The organism is Salipiger sp. PrR003, from assembly GCF_010500785.1.
In the GTDB taxonomy this organism is placed as follows: domain Bacteria; phylum Pseudomonadota; class Alphaproteobacteria; order Rhodobacterales; family Rhodobacteraceae; genus Salipiger; species Salipiger pacificus_A.
The window spans coordinates 91,719-107,871 of the sequence record NZ_JAAGOV010000026.1; the positions used below are offsets into that span (position 1 = coordinate 91,719).

Consider the following 16,153-nt stretch of genomic DNA (forward strand, 5'->3'; position numbering starts at 1 on the left):
GAAGGCCAGGACGTCCATGACGACCCAGCACAGCAGACGCGACTTCCTGCGAGGGCAACCGACCCGCCCCTCCGCCCCTTTGATGCGGCCTCCTGGCGCGCAGTCCGGGTTTTCTCAGCTCTGCAACGGCTGTGGCGCCTGTGCCCGCGCCTGCCCCGAAGCGCTCATCATCCGCCACGAGATCCGCCAAGAGGGCCCCGCCGGAGGGTCGACGCCGGTCGTCGATTTCTCGAAAGCGGCCTGCACGTTCTGCGGAGCCTGCGCCGCGGCCTGCGAGACCGGCGCCCTGCGTTCCGAGGCCGTGTCCGACTGGCCGTGGCGCGCCGTCATCACCGACAGCTGCCTTTCGCTCAATGGCATCTCCTGCCGCTCCTGTGAGGACGCCTGCGCGCCCCGCGCCATCCGCTTCCGCCTGATGACCGGCGGCCGGGCCGCGCCGGAGCTCGACACCGCGCAATGCACCGGTTGCGGCGCCTGCGCCGCCACATGCCCTGCCGGGGCGGTGGCCTTCGAGCGGCCCGCGCCCGTCGCGGAGGGCTCGGGATGAACATCTGCGGCTGCCTCGTCCATGTCCTAAGAGACGCGCTGCCCGAAGCCCGGGCACAGATGGAAGCGCTCGACGGGGTCGAGGTGCATGCCGAAACCGAAGACGGCCGGCTGGTGGTGGTGGTCGAGGACACCGACACCGCCTTTGCCTCGGACATCATCATGTCGCTGCACCAGATCCGCGGCGTGATCTCGCTGACCATCAACTACCACCATTTCGAAGAGCCCCCGCAGCGCCCATCCCCCGCCGCCCCCCATCCGGAGACCTGACCCATGACCATTTCGGACTCGCGCAGGACTTTCCTCAAGGCCACCGCCGCCGCCAGCACCGCCGCCGCCGCGGGCATCTCTCTCGCCCCTGCCGCGCTGGCCCAAACCCCGGGCAATTCGGACATCCGCTGGGACAAGGCGCCCTGCCGGTTCTGCGGCACAGGCTGCTCGGTGCTGGTGGGCACCAAGGAGGGCCGCGTCGTCGCCACGCAGGGTGACCCCGAGGCGCCGGTGAACCGCGGCCTGAACTGCATCAAGGGCTATTTCCTGTCGAAGATCATGTATGGCGCCGACCGTCTGACCACACCGATGCTGCGCAAGTCGGGCGGACAATTCGACAAGAACGGCGAGTTCGAGCCGGTGAGCTGGGATGAGGCCTTCGATGTCATGGCCGAGAAGTGGAAGGCGGCTTTGGCCGCCAAGGGACCAACTTCGGTCGGCATGTTCGGCTCGGGGCAATGGACGGTCTGGGAGGGCTACGCCGCCTCGAAGCTGATGAAGGCGGGGTTCCGGTCCAACAACATCGACCCCAATGCCCGGCACTGCATGGCCTCGGCGGTGGTCGGCTTCATGCGCGCCTTCGGCATCGACGAGCCGATGGGCTGCTACGACGACTTCGAGCAGGCGGACACCTTCGTGCTCTGGGGCTCGAACATGGCCGAGATGCACCCGATCCTCTGGTCACGGCTCACCGACACGCGACTGACCAAGCCCGGAGCGCAGGTGCACGTGCTGTCGACCTTCGAGCACCGCAGCTTCGAGCTCGCGGACAACGGCATGGTGTTCACCCCGCAGACCGATCTGGCGATCCTCAACTACATCGCCAATCACATCATCCAGACCGACGCGGTGAACTGGGACTTCCTGGAAAAGCACGTCAACCTGACCAAGACCGCCACCGACATCGGCTACGGGCTGCGCGACACCAACCCGCTGCAGCAGGCCGCCGCCAATCCCAACTCGGGCGAGCTGACCCCGATCGACTTCGACGAATACGCCGCGGCGGTCTCGGACTACACGTTGGAGAAGGTCGCCGAGATGTCCGGCGTGCCGGCGCATCAGCTCGAGCGGCTGGCCCAGCAATATGCCGATCCGGACCGCAAGGTCATGTCGCTCTGGACCATGGGCTTCAACCAGCACACCCGCGGCTCCTGGGTGAACGGGCTGGTCTACAACATCCACCTGCTGACCGGGAAGATCTCCGAGCCGGGCAACTCGCCCTTCTCGCTGACCGGCCAGCCCTCGGCCTGCGGCACCGCGCGCGAGGTGGGCACCTTCTCGCACCGGTTGCCTGCCGACATGGTGGTCACCAACCCCGAACACCGCGCCCATGCCGAGGAGATCTGGAAGCTGCCCGAGGGCACCATCCCCGACAAGCCCGGCCTGCACGCGGTGGAGCAGAACCGCGCGCTGCGCGATGGCAATCTCAACGCCTACTGGGTGCAGTGCAACAACAACATGCAGGCGGCGGCCAACATCAACGAGGAGGGCTGGCCGGGATATCGCAACGCGGACAATTTCGTGACCGTCTCGGATGCCTATCCGACCGTCACGGCCATGTCGGCCGATCTGATCCTGCCCGCCGCCATGTGGGTCGAGAAGGAGGGCGCCTACGGCAACGCCGAGCGCCGCACCCAGTTCTGGCGCCAGCAGGTCATGGCCCCGGGCGAGGCCCGCTCGGATCTGTGGCAACTCATGGAATTCGCCAAGCGCTTCACCGTCGAAGAGGCCTGGGGCGACGCGCTTGTCGCCAAGAAGCCCGAGCTGGCCGGCAAGACGCTCTACGAGGTGCTCTACCAGAACGGCACTGTCGACAAGTTCCCGCTCGAAGAGACCGCCGAGGGGTTCGACAATGTCGAGGCCCAGCACTTCGGCTTCTACGTCCAGAAGGGTCTCTTCGAGGAATATGCCACTTTCGGGCGCGGCCATGGCCATGACCTCGCGCCGTTCGAGCAATACCACCAGGCGCGCGGGCTGCGCTGGCCCGTGGTCGATGGGCAGGAAACGCTTTACCGCTTCCGCGAGGGCTATGACCCCTATGTGCCCGAGGGCTCGGAGGTGTCCTTTTACGGCTACCCGGATGGCAAGGCGAAGATCATCTTTGCCCCCTACGAGGCGCCGCCCGAAGTGCCCGACGACGACTACGACCTCTGGCTCTCGACCGGGCGGGTGCTCGAACACTGGCACTCCGGCTCGATGACCCGCCGCGTTCCGGAACTGCACCGGGCGTTCCCCGCCGCCGTCGTCTTCATGCACCCGGAGGACGCCGAGGCGCGGGGCCTGCGGCGCGGGCAGGAGATCAACATCTCGACCCGCCGCGGCGAGATGCTCAGCCGGCTGGAGACCCGCGGCCGCAACAAGCCGCCGAAAGGGCTCGTCTTCGTACCGTGGTTCGACGAGAGCCAGCTGATCAACAAGTTGACGCTCGATGCCACCTGTCCGCTCTCGAAGCAGACCGACTTCAAGAAGTGCGCCTGCAAGGTCGAGCGCGTGTGAGCCGATCCCCCCGGCCCTGAGGGAGACGTCAGAGGAGGCCCGTGATGCCCGCCGCTGCCACGCCGCTGTCGCCGCAACGCCGAAGGTTCCTGATGGACACCGCGCGGATGGCGGGCGGCTGCGCGCTGGCCGGGGGCGCGCTGGCCTGGCTCGGCCATGATGCCCGCGCCCTGCCCGCCGAGGCGCTGCGCCCGCCCGGAGCCCTGCCCGAAGTTGATTTCCTCGGGGCGTGCATCCGTTGCGGGCTCTGCGTGCGCGACTGCCCCTATGACACTTTGGCGCTGGCCGAATTGGGCGAGGACGGACCGGCCACCGGCACGCCCTTCTTCACCGCCCGCGAGGTGCCCTGCGAGATGTGCGACGACATCCCCTGCGTCGCCGCCTGCCCCACCGGCGCGCTCGATCCGGCGCTCACCGATATCGACGCCGCGCGCATGGGCACCGCCGTGCTGGTCGATCAGGAGAACTGCCTCAACTTCCTCGGGCTGCGCTGCGACGTCTGCTACCGGGTCTGCCCGGTGATCGACGCCGCGATCACCCTCGAGCTGTCGCACAACGAGCGCTCGGGCCATCACGCGATCTTTGCGCCCACGGTCCACGCCGAGCACTGCACCGGCTGCGGCAAATGCGAGCAGAGCTGCGTGCTGCCCGAGGCGGCGATCAAGGTGCTGCCGCTGCGGCTCGCCCGCGGGGCCCCTGCCGCGCACTACCGCAAGGGTTGGGAAGAGATGGAGGAGCATGGCAGACCGCTGGTCGAGGGGATCATCGACCTGCCCGACCGCCTGCCCGGGCCGGGCACCGACACCCTTGCCGCGCCGGGCGGCTTCGAGCCGAGTTTCAGGCTTCCGGGCGCCCCCGTGCCGGGAGCGGGCGAATGACGGCAAGAACGCGACTCCCGGTCGGCGAAGAGGCGATCCGCCTCAAGGGCTGGTGGCGGGCGCATCGCTTCCTGCTCCTGCGGCGGCTGTCGCAGGCCTTTTTCCTCGGGCTCTTCCTGCTTGGGCCGTGGTTCGGGCTGTGGTGGGTGGCGGGCACGCTGGCGGGTTCGCGCACCTTTGGCATCCTGCCGCTGACCGACCCGATGGTTCTGGCGCAGAGCCTCGTCGCCGGGCACCTGCCCGAGCTGACGGCGTTGATCGGCGCCCTGATCGTGCTCGCCGCCTACGCGCTGATCGGCGGGCGGGTCTATTGCTCCTGGGTCTGCCCGATCAACCCGGTGACCGATGCCGCGCATTGGCTGCACGCGAGGCTCGGCCTGCAGAAGGGCTGGCAGCCGAAGCGGCACACCCGGCTGTGGCTGCTCGCCATGGTGTTCGTCGTCTCGGCGCTGACCGGAACCATCGCCTGGGAGGTCGTCAACCCGATCACCATGCTGCACCGCGGTCTGGTCTTCGGCATGGGTTTTGCCTGGGCGCTCGTGGCGCTGGTCTTTCTCTTCGACCTGCTGGTTTCGCGCCGCGGCTGGTGCGGGCATCTCTGCCCGGTGGGCGCCTTCTACGGCCTGCTGGGCACGCATAGCCTGCTGCGGGTCAGCGCCACGAGACGCGCCGCCTGCGACGACTGCATGGAGTGCTTCGCCGTCTGCCCGGAAAACCACGTCATCGCCCCCGCCCTGCGCGGCGCGCCGGGCAAGACGCCGCTGATCCTTTCGCCCGATTGCACCAACTGCGGCCGCTGCGTCGATGTCTGCTCGGTCAATGTCTTCGAGTTCACCCACCGCTTCGACCAGCACGTCGAAGTCCTGCCACCACCGGACCGCTCCGGGACAACCGCCGCCTGAGGGGATTTTCCCTGCGAGACAACTAAGGAGAGCGCCCATGAAACTGACGGTCATCGCGAAGATCGCCGCCTTCGCCTCGCCCCTGCTGGTCGCGGGGCTGGTCGTCGCACAGACCTCGGGAGGCGTCCAGGACCTGCGCGGCGCATCGGTCGACCAGGAACTTGAGCCGCCCGAAGTCTATCCCCAGCAGCTGGGCCGCGAGGTGCGGAACTACCGCCAGCAGCCGCCGGTCATCCCCCATTCCATGACCCAGTACCAGATCGACCTGCGCACCAACCAGTGCCTCAGCTGCCACGACTGGAGCAACGCCGGCGACCGCGGCGCCCCGACACTGTCGATGACCCATTACCTCGACCGCAGCGGCAACCAGCTCGACACCGTCGCCGGCACCCGCTGGTTCTGCAATCAGTGCCACGTCCCGCAGGCGGATGCGCCGGCGCTGGTCGGCAACGACTTCGAAGCCTCCAGCGAAATGCGCTGAAGCAACGGCCCAATGGGAGAGACGAGATGCCGGACAACAACACGCACGGCGACAAGCCCGGCCGCCGCAACATTCTGCTCCGCATCTGGGATGCCTTCTGGAGCCCCACCGGGCTGTTCAGCACCGGCTTCCTGCTGATCGCGGGGTTCCTGGCGGGCATCCTCTTCTGGGGCGGTTTCCACTGGTCGCTGGAACTGACCAACACCGAGGAGTTCTGCACCTCCTGCCACTCGATGGAGACCAACCTCGGCGAGTACCGCCAGACCATCCACTACAACAACCACTCGGGCGTGCGGGCGATCTGCTCGGACTGCCACGTGCCGCACGAGTGGCAGTACAAGATGAAGGCCAAGATCATGGCGGTGAAGGACGTCTACCACGAGGTGATGGGCACCATAAACACCTCGGAGAAATACGAAGACCGGCGGCTCGAGATGGCGGCGGCGGTGTGGAAGAAGATGAAGGCCACCGACAGCCGCGAATGCCGAAACTGCCACGCTTTCGAATACATGGATTTCACCATTCAGGAGACCCGGGCAGCGCAGAACCACCAGCGCGCGCTCGACGAGGATATGACCTGCATCGACTGCCACCAGGGCATCGCCCACGATCTCGCCCCCGGGTACCTCGAGGAGTACCAGCACGTCGTCGAGACGCTCGCGCAGACCAAGCTGCAGGATGCATCGGGGGGCGTCGATGTCGCCTCGATCAAGTCCTACCTGGGCATTTCCGCCGATTGATCCGAAGGGCGCCGGAGCGGCCCGTGCACGCCGCCGCGCCAGCAACGTAGGGAGACACGACCATGCTGAGCCTGCTTGATCTTCTCGGCACCATCGGGGGCAGCATCCTCGGCCTGCCGGGCATCCTTGGCGTCACGCTCGGCATGACGACGCGGAACTGGATCGTCGCGATGATCCTTGGCGGCGCGATCGGCGTGCTCTCGCCGCTGATTCTCGGCGGTCACCAGTCCGCCCATGTGCCGATCTCCACGCTGGAATACAGCATCTCGACACTCATCGGCATCCTTGCCGGGCTGATCGGCTGCGCCGTGCGTCGCAAGGGCGCGCGGGTGTGATCGGCGGCAAAGCTGAGCTTCACCTCGCCGGGGCCGTGCGCCGCGTGTGAATCTGCTTAGGTCTGCCTCGGTCCTGGTGTATCCTTGATCGACCGCGCGCCGTCATTCGGGGGCGACCGGTCTCTCGGCCTGCGCCTGCGCGCAGCTTGGTTCATTCCAGTATCAAATTTCAGAAGATCGACGCCCGGCCCCGGCCGCTGCTTGGCATTTTCGAAAAGGAGATTGGAAGTGTCTAAAAAGATCCTCGCGGTTGCCTCGGCGGGCGGGCATTGGCAGCAGCTCCAGCGGGTCCGCCACGCCTTCGATGGCGACGAGGTCTTCTTTTTGACCACGCTGCGAGGGCTGCCAGATGATTTCGGCGCCCTGCCTGCGGCGATCATCCCCGAGTGCAATCAGAACACGCCGCGCGCGGCACTTCGCTGCTTTGCCGCCGTCTGCCGCATCGTGCTGCGCGAGCGTCCCGACATCATTGTCACCACCGGTGCGCTGCCGGGGCTCATCGCGCTGGTGGCCGGGCGTCTGGTCGGCGCCAAGGGGGTGTGGATCGACAGCGTCGCCAACGCCGAATGCCTCTCCACTTCTGGGCGGCTCGCCCGCCATGTTGCGCATCTTCGGCTGAGCCAATGGGAGCACGTGGCCCGGGAGGCGCAGGTCGAATACGCAGGGTCCATCCTGTGATCTTCGCAACCGTCGGGACCCAGCTGCCCTTTCCGCGGCTGATCGATGCGCTGGACGCCATCGCGCCGCGGCTCGCCGAGCCGGTGATCGCCCAGGTGGGCGCCTCGGTCGCGGGACATTGGGCCAATCTGGACACGCGGCAGACGCTCCCCCCACATGAGTTCAGCGCGCTCTTCGGCGAAGCGCGGGTCGTGGTGTCGCACGCCGGGATCGGCTCGATCCTCTCGGCCCGGCGCTTCGGAAAGCCGCTGATCCTCTTTCCCCGGCGCGCCGCACTCGGCGAGCACCGCAACGATCACCAGATGGCGACGGTCCGCCACGTGAAGGGCCTGCGCGGCGTGCACGTGGCCTTCGAACAGGGCGACCTCGAGCGGCTCCTGCTGAGGCCCGGCCTTGATGCGGCCGGCGAGGACGGCGCCCCCAGCCCCGAGCATCTGGCGCTGATCGAACGGCTTCACAGCTTCATTCACGACCTGCGCTGACGCTCGCTGCAGCCGGTTCCCGTGAGCGCTTGCGCCACGGCCTCGACGATCACCGGGGTGATGAGATGTGCCGCCGTGCCCGGCTCGGGATGCAGCCCGTCCCTCGACAGGCCGCGGGCTGAGGGCGGCAGGGCCAGCCACCTCGGGTAGAGGTCGATCAACCCCAGGCCCATGTCCTTGGCCAGGGTCCGGTATTGCTGGTAGTGCGCGCGCAGCCGCGGCCGGCTCAGGCCGCGCAGGCCCTGTGCCGGGCTCATCGTCATCAGCGCGATCGTCGTTGCGGGAGATGCGGCGCGCAGCGCGCGGATGAGCGCGACATGCGCTTCGGCCGAGCGTGCCAAGGACATCCCCCCGGTCACATCCGCATCGTTGATCGCGAACTCGACAAGCAGCAGGTCCGGTCTCTCGGCGGCGACCCGCGCCACCTGCGTCAGCCCCCACTCCGACCCCGCGCCGTTTTTCGCGACGACCAAGACCGCCACGGGATGGCCGATGCACCTGCTCAGCCGACCCGCCACGTCCCCGGGCCAGGGCTCTCCCGCGGTCAGGCTGGTGCCGAGGACGGCGAGCCGGATGGGCCGCCCCTCGGGCAGGGCCAGCGCGAAGGGCCGGTCCCCGAGCCGGGGCACGGGCCGCAGCTCGACTCCCGCCCAGCGGGCCAGCACCAAGCCGGTGCCCAGGAGCCCGAGCGTGACGAGGATCATGAGCAGAGCGGCCCCGGGCCGCGAAAGCAGCATCAGGTCTCCCCGGCCGACGCGAGCCGACTTTCGGTCTCGTCTGCGGAGGTGAACCGTCCGAAACGCCCCACGTCGATGCCCGAGCGGACGATCTGCGCCGGATTGCCCGCGACGATGCTGCGCGGGGGCACGGACTTGGTCACCACAGCGCCCGCCGCCACCACGCTGTTGTCGCCGATCTCGACCCCGGGCAGGATCAGCGCCCGCCCGCCGATGAAGCAATTCCGGCCCACCCGCGTGTGCAAGTAGAGCCCCCGCGTCATGTCATGGGTCAGGATCCGCGCCTCGAAGGCGACGTAGCTGTTCCTGCCGACATGCACACCGATCGGAAAGGTCCGGTCGAACTTGGCCGACAAGGAAAACTGGCAGCTCGGGTCAAGGTCCATCTTCCAGACGTGCACCAGATAGGCCCGGCGCAGCGACACCAGCAGATTGCGCAGCGGCGCGAGACGGTTCAGCCCCCGCCGGCGCGCCTTTTTCATCTTCGGAACGCTTTGATCCACCATGTAAATCGCCAATCCAATGGGTCCCTGAATTATCGTCGCCTGGGGCTCCAATTCTCCTCCATGCACCTCAAGTGTGATCTGATGGGTGTAGCAGTTCAATCAACCAAGGCCACCCAACACCCATTGAGTTATTTTTCTGTAACGCTCCCTCAATTCACGAAACATATCATATTGATTCGCAATATCACTCCTAAAAGATTCGGCCAGGCCGACAAAACAAACCAGATTTTCCTAACCTCTTTCCAGATGCGCCATTTCCCGCCGAACGCACCCGCGTATTGTGGCAGCAAATGCGACAATGTGCCGGGTCTTATGCTAGGCTGCAGAGAGTTCCCCCCTTGGCCAGTACAGTTCCGCGGTAGCCGGGCACTTCGACGAGGTTGGAGCACGTGATGAGCCTCCTGAACATCCTTCTGTTTGCCTATCTGGCGACCGTCGTCGTCGCGCTCACCCTCACTCACCGCGAGCGCAGGCGGCATGGCCACAGGTCATGGCGTCACGCAGTGCTTGGCGACGCCCTGTGCTTGGTATGGCCCCTCGTGGCGGTCGCCATGGCACTTTTCTGGCGGTCGCCAGCCTCGCGGACATAGCGGCGGGACGCGGTCGCTGGACGCACCCCCACCTTCCGATGCGTCGATCCGGCGGTGACCCCGCTCTTGGGAAGGCGAAAGACCCCTCCTCAGTGGCCCGTGCCGGAGCAGACGACGAAGACCGTCGCCAGCATGATCCGCAGATCCGTTTTCAGCGACAGTCCGTTGTTGTAGCCGGTGTCGAACCGCGCACGGTCGGCAAAGGACGTTTGGTTGCGTGCCTCGATCTGCCAGAGGCCGGTGATGCCGGGCCGAAGCTCGAAGTAGTCGTTGCCGGGATAGAGCGTGCGCTGCGTTTCCAGCATGGGTCGCGGGCCGACGACGCTCATGTCACCGACGAAGACATTCCAGAACTGCGGCAGCTCGTCGAGCGAGGACTTGCGCAGGAAATGGCCGAGCTTGGTGATCCGCGGGTCTTGTTTCAGTTTCTGGTCCCGTTCCCATTCCTCTCGCGCTTCGGGGCAGGCCGCGAGGTGCGCATGGAGCAGCTCTTCCGCGTTCGGGACCATCGAGCGCAGTTTCCACATCCGGAAATGCCGTCCTCCCCGCCCAAGCCGGATCTGGCTGAAGAAAGGGTTGCTCCGATCCGTCGCAACAAGGAGCACCAAGGGCAGCAGCAGGACAAGGGTCAACGGGGCGGACAGCAGGACCAGCGTCAGATCGAGAACCCGCTTGCCGACGTTCCGATAGAACACATGCCCGAGGCTCCCTCCCCGGGCGCCGAAGACCGGGTCGAGCTCAAGGGGTGAGCCGTGGAGAAGGGTGACCCAGTCGAACGTGATGCCAAATCGTCTAATTTTCATATTGGCCCCCCAGAGGATTTCCAATTCAGACGCGGATCACGCGCCGGAAATCATAGATTTCAGGATGAAAAGCAGAGATCGCTATCGAAATATTTCACGGGGTATTTCACACGGTCCGGGCAATATGCCGCGCGCAGAGCGAGAGACTTGCCCTTCGTCATCACGTTGACGAAGCACCATATATGCATGAAATTTACGTCGGCGGTCCGCAGAAAGGGTGTCGCAGATCCCGGCTCCGCCGATTCCTTATAATTAATTCATTGCGCGCCAATTTGCACGTCTAGGTCGATCTTCCTGCGGGATTTCGCCCATGGCGGTTGCGGCGTGCAGTGCCTTGTCGGGAAATGCCAATCTACCGCGCAGTCCGCGGACAATTGCGGCGCGCGTCGTCCGCTCCAGCCAGATCACCGAAACGTTACGCCTGGATATCCGGGTCGGGTGCGCGCCCCGGCGCCGCAACGCGGCGGTCTGGTCCGCAGAGCACCCCTGCCAGAAAGCTCCGGTAGAGATCGAGCCGCCGCAGCGCCTCGCGGTTGGCGCTCTCGATCTGCGCGGCGAGCTGGCCGCGCCTGTCGAAGCCGTCGAGGATCAGCGCCTCGACCTCGGCACTGCTTGCGGTGCGGCAATCGGCGACATGCCCATAGCCGAGCGTGCCGAACAGGCCGAGGAACTTGCGGCTGTAGGCCATGGGCAGCACCGGCACACCCGAGGAAAAGGCGGCGATGCAGGCATGCATCCGCGCCCCGAAGACATAATCCATGGCCGAGATCACGCTCTTTGCCTCGCTGGGCGCGGGCGCCGGTGGCTCGACGATCACTGCCGGAAATTCCGCGCCGAGCTGCTCGCAGGCGCGCTGGTCGTCCTCTCCCGCGCCCGAGGCGCTGTCGATGATCACATGTCCGATGAGATGCACCACGCAGTCGTCCCGCTCCGAGAACTCCCGGATGAGGCGCCGCAGCAGTGTCGGGTAGTCCATCTTCAGGCCGAACTCGTTCTTGCCGGTGTAGCCGCCCGCGAAGAGCAGACCCGAGACATTGATCCCGACATGGATCTTCCCGTCGACCTCATGTGCCTTGGCGCGCGGCGCATAGGGCAGGTGAAAGGCGACGTCCGTGGCCTCGATCAGGGTGATGCGAACGTCCCCGAAGCTCCGCACATACTCCGAGGACAGCGCATCGCGCGCGCAGACAAAGGCGGCGCGGCGCAGGATCCAGGCAGCGGCGCGCCGGGCCCAGACGCGATTGAACGGGCCGATGGTCTGGGGCGCAAAGCCGAGCGGCGTGCCGGTGCCGGTCACCGCTGCCTGGGCGGCGAGCTGCATCACGAAGCGCTTGGGGCCGTAGATGTCGGTGAAGCTGTCGCCGCCGCAGATGTCGAGCACCAGATCGCAGCGCCGGGCCATCGCCCGCAGCCCGTCGCGGCGCAGGATGAAGCCGCGGGACAGCGGGTGATAGCGCAGGTTCGGCCGCTCGATGTAGACCGGGTGCGGCTCGTGCCAGGCGGTCAGCTCGAAGCGGATGTCCCGTCCGAGCGTCGCCGCCACCTCCTCGAGAATGCGGATATCGGAGAGGGTCAGCGCGCCGATCCCCAGGTTCGACGAGGTGACCGTGTGCCCCAGAAGGCCGATGACCAGCTCCCCGCCCGGGTCGCGCGGCATGGGGCTCATGCGCGTCATGCCCCGCTCGAATTCAACGTGGTGGCCGCGCGCGACGCGCCCTGCCCCTCCGGATCCGGCGCGAAATGGGTGTCCGACCCGATCATCGAGACGCCCTCGTAGCGCGAGAGGCCCGGCGTCGGCCCGATCATCTCGAGCAGCCGCTGGTTGCTTTCGGCAAAGGCGCCCGCGTAGCGGCGGCGCACCACCTCGAGCACCGGTCGGCGGCCGGCCGCGTAGCGCCGCAACGGCGGCAGTTGGAAGAGCTTCGACGTGCCCCGGTGCAGCCAATGCCCGGCGGCGCCGAGATCCACCAATGTCGCGGTCGAGGTCGGTCCGCTGCGCAGCAGATTCACCACACGCAAGGCGCCGACCGCCGCCTCGGGGGCGCTGGCGCCGACCCGCGCGCGGTTGACCTGCCGTGGCCCGGCGATGCCGCTGAACTCGGCCACCTGGGTCGCCACGGCCATGGGGTCCGCCGCCAGCGCCTCGTTGGCAACCACCAGCACATTGCCCGCCCCGAAGAGCCGCCGGTATTCCGCCACCAGACGGTCATATTGAAAGTGCCTGTGATCGAAGGCGCCGTAACCCGGCTCGACCCGGGCGTCGAAGAAGTCCTGCGGCGACAGGGTTCCGGCGCGGCGCAGGTATTGCATGTAGGTCGAGACGATGGCGGCGAGCTGCTCGCGGATGGTGATGAGGATCCGCGCCCGCGGGAAACAGACCTTCAGCCGCTCGGCGCAGAGCAGGCAGTCGCGCGCGCCAAAGAACGGGTTGCCCGAGAGGATCTCGGACGAGAGCATCGGCACAGAGCCCACCGGCACCTGCGCGAGCGGGCCGGCGACGCGGGCGGAGACCTCTTCGGGATCGAAGGCCAGCGGGTAGGGCCGGACCAGCGTCTCGAAGATCTCGCGGTGGTCCAGCAGTTGGACATAGCCGTTCTCGGGCACGAAGAGCGTCCGCTGGAGCCAGGTCGTCCCAGTCTTGTGGTAGCCGATGTGGATGAGACGCGGTCCCGCCGCGGGGGAACTATCCATTCGCGGGGCCTCTCTTTGCGGACGGGGCAGCGCTCCGCTTCAGCCTCAGCGACAGGAAGCGCAATGCCTCCTGCATGGTCATCGCGCTGCACAGCAGGGCGACGAGCAGCAAGAGGCTCCGAAGGCTGAAGATGTGGGCGGGATCCGACGGGACCGGCCAGATCTCTGTGACCAGGACCAGCAGCGCAAAGCTCGCCCCGGCGAGGACGAGCGGCCAGATCATCACCCCGGCCTTCAGGCCGACCCGGTGCCGGACCAGCGCGATCGAGGTGAGGCCGGAGAGCACTTCGCCGACGATCGAGATGAGCACGATCTGCCGCAGATCGGCATCGAGCCAGAGCGCCGCCGCCAGCGCGACCGGCAGCACGCTGACCCGCACCAGGCTGGCGAGCATTGGATTGCTGGTCTGGCCGGTCGCCACCGCAATGGTCGAGGGGCCGGAGCGGGCGACGCGCAGCCCCTGGGCGATGCAGAGCAGCACGAGCAGGTCGACCGCCGCAGCAAACTTCGCGCCGAAGAGCATCACGAAGACCCAGGGCCCGATGATCGACATGACGACCGCAAAGGCCAGCCCCGCCAGCAGCGGCACCTGCAACGACACCTGTACCACATCCTGAAAGTCGCTGCCCGCGTTTCGCCGCTCGGAAAGCAGCGGCAGCATGAGGGTTTGCAGCGTCTTGCCGATGATCAGCGTCGGGGTGAGCGCCAGCGTCAGCGCGGCGCTGAACCAGCCCAGTTCTGCCAGCCCCATCCGGTTCGCGACGATCAGGCGCTCGCCGTTCATCACCACGAACATCAGCGCCCCGTTGATCATCAGCGGCAGGCCGAAGCCGGCGATGCGCAGCATCAGCTCCCGGTCGAAGACGGCGCCGTAGCGGCGCTCGGCATAGACGTGCGACAGCAGCACCATCAGCGCGTGTTGGATCAGGATCGACAGCATCATCGCCCGGTAGTCCCGCAGCCAGTAGGCCAGCGGCACCACGGCAAGACAGGCGACAAGCTGCGCCACCAGCGGCGTCATGACGATGCCACGGAACTCCCGCCGCCGCTGCACGCGGAAGATGTCGAGATGCCGGAAGCCACGCATCATTGGCACCAGCGCCAGCGTCTTGAAGGCCGGCAGCGCCTCGGGCGCCTTGAAGAAGTGGGCCAGCAGCGGCGCCAGCAGGAAGAGCAGCAGGGCCAGCCCCATGCCGCGGGCGATCTCGAGCAGGTGCATCGTGTTCTCGAGCCGCGGATCGTCGCCATCTTCGGCCTGCACCAGCATCCGGTCACCGGCCATGTTCGAGGCCAGCTCCAGCACCGCGACGATGATCGCGAAGGTCATCGCCACCCCGTAGTCCTCGAGCGGCAGCAGCCGGGCGAGGAAGACGTTGCGCACGAAGAGAAACAGCGCGCCAAGCGCGTTGCCGCCAAAGATGAAGAGGCCGCTGCGGATCATCGCGCCCCTCCGCCGATGGGTGCGCGGCAAGGCGGACCCTCGGGCCTCTCACGCTTCATCGAGCGGCCTCCCCATGGCTTGGCGCAGCATCCAGCCCGCGCGGACAAAGCGCAGCCGGAAGAGCGTCGAGGCTGCCCGCCTCCTCTCTGCCGCCGAGCCGAGCCGCGGCGAAAACAGCACCTTGGGCAGATGTCCAAAGGGCGAAAGCGTGACCAGCGCCGCGCGTGCGATCCATGGCAGGCGGGCGGCCTGTCCGGGGTGGGCCAAGGCAAAGCTCTCGCGGGTGAGCCGCAGCCACTTCCTGCGCAGCGCCGGCCAGTCGGAGCGGCTGGGGTGGGCGACCACGAGATCGGGCGCATAGTCGATCCGGTAGCCCTTGGCGCGCGCGCGGTGACACCAGTCCTTGTCCTCGGCGAGCCCGTGGGCCAGTGGCCCGGTGTCGTCGTAGATTTGTCGCCATGTCAGCAGGTTGGCGGTCACGGCAAACCCGTGGTGCCGAACGTAGTCCTCCTGCCGGAAGGCAAAGACCGACTCGAAGGCCTGCGCTCCGCTGCGCGGCGGCGGCGTTTCGTCGAAAATCCGCACCGCCCCGCCGACGATCTGTGCTGCCTCGATGCGGCGGAAGGCGACGGCCAGCCAATCCTCGGCAGGGACGCAGTCGGCGTCGAGAAAGAACAGCCGCGGCGCACGGCTTTCGGCCACGCCGCGATTGCGCGCGGTGGCCGCGCCGCGCCCGGGCTCGGTGACGAAGCGCACCTCGGGATGACGCGCGGCCAGCGCCTCGAGGCTCTCGCTGGAGCCGTTGTCGATCACCAGCACTTCGACCGGCAGGGGGCGCGGGTTTTGCTCGAGCGCCGCGAGGCAGCGCGCGAGGCGGTCCAGGTCGTTGTAATGGGGGATGATGACCGCCGCGGCCGGGCTCTTCGGAGGGCTCATCCGGTGTTCCTCTCGTCCTGCGCCGCGCCGCCTTCAGACGGCTCCTCGATGACCTTGAGATCCGCCATTTTCACCGGCCATGGCGGCCTGCGCTGACCCACGACCCGCGCGGGCGCGCCCGCGATGATCGAGAAGGGCGGAAAGCGGCCCCGCACCACGCTGCCCGCGCCGACCACGCAACCATCGCCGATCTCGGAGCCCGCCAGCACCGTCACCCCGCTGCCCAGCCAGACATCGCGCCCGATGACGACATCGCGCTCTTCCATTTCCTGATCGGTCACCGGCTGGCCGTCGTTGAAGCGGTAGCTCGCCGCCGTGACCATGACGTTCGGGCCAAAGAGCGCGTTCTCGCCGACGATGATCGCCCCGGTCGAGGGCCCGGCCCAGAGAATGCAGCCGCCGTTCACATGCACCCCGTCGCCGAGCCGTATCCGCTCCGGCTCGGAAAACCAGGCGGTGGGCGAGATCGTCACCCCCCTGCCCCGGTGGATGCGGCGCAGCGGCGCCACATGGCTGTAATTGTAGAAGTTCATCACCCTGAGCATGTGCAGGTAGGCGCGCGGGTCGATCACCGCGCCGAGCAGTCTGAGGAACCGGCGAAAGCGGGACATCGCATTCTTTTTCGACATGAAACGTCGCCC

Annotated in this window: 18 protein-coding genes; 10 read left to right on the plus strand and 8 right to left on the minus strand. The window is 67.2% G+C overall.

The annotated features are described in order from the left end of the window. Nucleotides 1–16: 16 nt before the first annotated feature. The 10 genes from G0D83_RS04155 to G0D83_RS04200 all read left to right on the plus strand — a co-directional run bounded on the left by G0D83_RS04155 (nucleotide 17) and on the right by G0D83_RS04200 (nucleotide 7,808). Nucleotides 17–547, plus strand: coding sequence for a ferredoxin-type protein NapF (locus G0D83_RS04155; protein WP_164189798.1), 531 nt, complete (start codon nucleotides 17–19; stop codon nucleotides 545–547). Next, the gene (locus G0D83_RS04160; protein WP_164189800.1) at nucleotides 544–816 is read left to right on the plus strand and encodes a chaperone NapD; all 273 of its coding nucleotides are present in this window, start codon (nucleotides 544–546) and stop codon (nucleotides 814–816) included. The genes G0D83_RS04155 and G0D83_RS04160 overlap by 4 nt, the downstream gene beginning before the upstream one ends. A gap of 3 nt (nucleotides 817–819) precedes the next feature. Next, entirely contained in the window at nucleotides 820–3,312 is a 2,493-nt protein-coding gene (gene napA, locus G0D83_RS04165) for a nitrate reductase catalytic subunit NapA (protein ID WP_164189802.1), read from the plus strand. A 44-nt stretch (nucleotides 3,313–3,356) separates the two neighbouring features. Continuing rightward, on the plus strand, nucleotides 3,357–4,190 hold the full coding sequence (napG, locus tag G0D83_RS04170; RefSeq protein WP_164189804.1) for a ferredoxin-type protein NapG: 834 nt from the start codon (nucleotides 3,357–3,359) through the stop codon (nucleotides 4,188–4,190). Then, complete coding sequence (napH, locus tag G0D83_RS04175) at nucleotides 4,187–5,092, plus strand: quinol dehydrogenase ferredoxin subunit NapH (RefSeq protein ID WP_164189806.1); 906 nt, start codon at nucleotides 4,187–4,189, stop codon at nucleotides 5,090–5,092. The genes napG and napH overlap by 4 nt, the downstream gene beginning before the upstream one ends. A 37-nt stretch (nucleotides 5,093–5,129) precedes the next feature. After that, nucleotides 5,130–5,573 carry a nitrate reductase cytochrome c-type subunit gene (locus G0D83_RS04180; RefSeq protein ID WP_108970596.1) on the plus strand — a complete coding sequence of 148 codons (444 nt, stop codon included), beginning with the start codon at nucleotides 5,130–5,132 and terminating at the stop codon, nucleotides 5,571–5,573. Nucleotides 5,574–5,599: 26 nt separating this feature from the next. Beyond that, a complete protein-coding gene (locus G0D83_RS04185) occupies nucleotides 5,600–6,313 on the plus strand; it encodes a NapC/NirT family cytochrome c (RefSeq protein ID WP_108970597.1) in 714 nt (237 codons plus the stop codon). A 62-nt stretch (nucleotides 6,314–6,375) separates the two neighbouring features. Beyond that, a complete protein-coding gene (locus G0D83_RS04190; protein WP_235939659.1) occupies nucleotides 6,376–6,648 on the plus strand; it encodes a hypothetical protein in 273 nt (90 codons plus the stop codon). A 228-nt stretch (nucleotides 6,649–6,876) separates the two neighbouring features. Next, the gene (locus G0D83_RS04195; protein ID WP_164189809.1) at nucleotides 6,877–7,326 is read left to right on the plus strand and encodes a UDP-N-acetylglucosamine--LPS N-acetylglucosamine transferase; all 450 of its coding nucleotides are present in this window, start codon (nucleotides 6,877–6,879) and stop codon (nucleotides 7,324–7,326) included. Beyond that, entirely contained in the window at nucleotides 7,323–7,808 is a 486-nt protein-coding gene (locus G0D83_RS04200; protein WP_164189811.1) for a glycosyltransferase, read from the plus strand. Before G0D83_RS04195 ends, G0D83_RS04200 begins: the two co-directional genes overlap by 4 nt. On the opposite strand, the gene G0D83_RS04205 is transcribed toward G0D83_RS04200, so the two are convergent. From G0D83_RS04205 to G0D83_RS04240, 8 genes are all read right to left on the minus strand, one after another. Beyond that, nucleotides 7,793–8,545, minus strand: coding sequence for an SGNH/GDSL hydrolase family protein (locus tag G0D83_RS04205; RefSeq protein ID WP_164189813.1), 753 nt, complete (start codon nucleotides 8,543–8,545; stop codon nucleotides 7,793–7,795). The genes G0D83_RS04200 and G0D83_RS04205 overlap by 16 nt on opposite strands. Continuing rightward, the gene (locus tag G0D83_RS32445; protein ID WP_203594916.1) at nucleotides 8,545–9,051 is read right to left on the minus strand and encodes a DapH/DapD/GlmU-related protein; all 507 of its coding nucleotides are present in this window, start codon (nucleotides 9,049–9,051) and stop codon (nucleotides 8,545–8,547) included. The genes G0D83_RS04205 and G0D83_RS32445 overlap by 1 nt, the downstream gene beginning before the upstream one ends. A gap of 679 nt (nucleotides 9,052–9,730) precedes the next feature. Beyond that, entirely contained in the window at nucleotides 9,731–10,444 is a 714-nt protein-coding gene (locus G0D83_RS04215) for a sugar transferase (protein WP_164189816.1), read from the minus strand. 415 nt (nucleotides 10,445–10,859) lie between these two features. After that, on the minus strand, nucleotides 10,860–12,119 hold the full coding sequence (locus G0D83_RS04220; RefSeq protein ID WP_164189818.1) for a polysaccharide pyruvyl transferase family protein: 1,260 nt from the start codon (nucleotides 12,117–12,119) through the stop codon (nucleotides 10,860–10,862). Next, entirely contained in the window at nucleotides 12,116–13,135 is a 1,020-nt protein-coding gene (locus G0D83_RS04225) for a sulfotransferase (protein WP_164189820.1), read from the minus strand. The genes G0D83_RS04220 and G0D83_RS04225 overlap by 4 nt, the downstream gene beginning before the upstream one ends. Next, entirely contained in the window at nucleotides 13,128–14,576 is a 1,449-nt protein-coding gene (locus G0D83_RS04230; protein WP_164189822.1) for an oligosaccharide flippase family protein, read from the minus strand. Before G0D83_RS04230 ends, G0D83_RS04225 begins: the two co-directional genes overlap by 8 nt. Nucleotides 14,577–14,624: 48 nt before the next feature. Further along, the gene (locus G0D83_RS04235) at nucleotides 14,625–15,512 is read right to left on the minus strand and encodes a glycosyltransferase family 2 protein (protein WP_164189824.1); all 888 of its coding nucleotides are present in this window, start codon (nucleotides 15,510–15,512) and stop codon (nucleotides 14,625–14,627) included. Further along, on the minus strand, nucleotides 15,509–16,123 hold the full coding sequence (locus G0D83_RS04240; protein WP_235939668.1) for a DapH/DapD/GlmU-related protein: 615 nt from the start codon (nucleotides 16,121–16,123) through the stop codon (nucleotides 15,509–15,511). Before G0D83_RS04240 ends, G0D83_RS04235 begins: the two co-directional genes overlap by 4 nt. Nucleotides 16,124–16,153: the final 30 nt, after the last annotated feature.

Excerpts from the sequence above, each read along its gene's own strand:
- G0D83_RS04155 (WP_164189798.1), top strand. The coding sequence starts at position 17 with ATGACGACCCAGCACAGCAGACGCGACTTCCTGCGAGGGCAACCGACC.
- G0D83_RS04160 (WP_164189800.1), top strand. The coding sequence starts at position 544 with ATGAACATCTGCGGCTGCCTCGTCCATGTCCTAAGAGACGCGCTGCCC.
- napA (WP_164189802.1), top strand. The coding sequence starts at position 820 with ATGACCATTTCGGACTCGCGCAGGACTTTCCTCAAGGCCACCGCCGCC.
- napG (WP_164189804.1), top strand. The coding sequence starts at position 3,357 with ATGCCCGCCGCTGCCACGCCGCTGTCGCCGCAACGCCGAAGGTTCCTG.
- napH (WP_164189806.1), top strand. The coding sequence starts at position 4,187 with ATGACGGCAAGAACGCGACTCCCGGTCGGCGAAGAGGCGATCCGCCTC.
- G0D83_RS04180 (WP_108970596.1), top strand. The coding sequence starts at position 5,130 with ATGAAACTGACGGTCATCGCGAAGATCGCCGCCTTCGCCTCGCCCCTG.
- G0D83_RS04185 (WP_108970597.1), top strand. The coding sequence starts at position 5,600 with ATGCCGGACAACAACACGCACGGCGACAAGCCCGGCCGCCGCAACATT.
- G0D83_RS04190 (WP_235939659.1), top strand. The coding sequence starts at position 6,376 with ATGCTGAGCCTGCTTGATCTTCTCGGCACCATCGGGGGCAGCATCCTC.
- G0D83_RS04205 (WP_164189813.1), bottom strand. The coding sequence starts at position 8,545 with ATGCTGCTTTCGCGGCCCGGGGCCGCTCTGCTCATGATCCTCGTCACG.
- G0D83_RS32445 (WP_203594916.1), bottom strand. The coding sequence starts at position 9,051 with ATGGTGGATCAAAGCGTTCCGAAGATGAAAAAGGCGCGCCGGCGGGGG.
- G0D83_RS04215 (WP_164189816.1), bottom strand. The coding sequence starts at position 10,444 with ATGAAAATTAGACGATTTGGCATCACGTTCGACTGGGTCACCCTTCTC.
- G0D83_RS04220 (WP_164189818.1), bottom strand. The coding sequence starts at position 12,119 with ATGACGCGCATGAGCCCCATGCCGCGCGACCCGGGCGGGGAGCTGGTC.
- G0D83_RS04225 (WP_164189820.1), bottom strand. The coding sequence starts at position 13,135 with ATGGATAGTTCCCCCGCGGCGGGACCGCGTCTCATCCACATCGGCTAC.
- G0D83_RS04230 (WP_164189822.1), bottom strand. The coding sequence starts at position 14,576 with ATGATCCGCAGCGGCCTCTTCATCTTTGGCGGCAACGCGCTTGGCGCG.
- G0D83_RS04235 (WP_164189824.1), bottom strand. The coding sequence starts at position 15,512 with ATGAGCCCTCCGAAGAGCCCGGCCGCGGCGGTCATCATCCCCCATTAC.
- G0D83_RS04240 (WP_235939668.1), bottom strand. The coding sequence starts at position 16,123 with ATGTCCCGCTTTCGCCGGTTCCTCAGACTGCTCGGCGCGGTGATCGAC.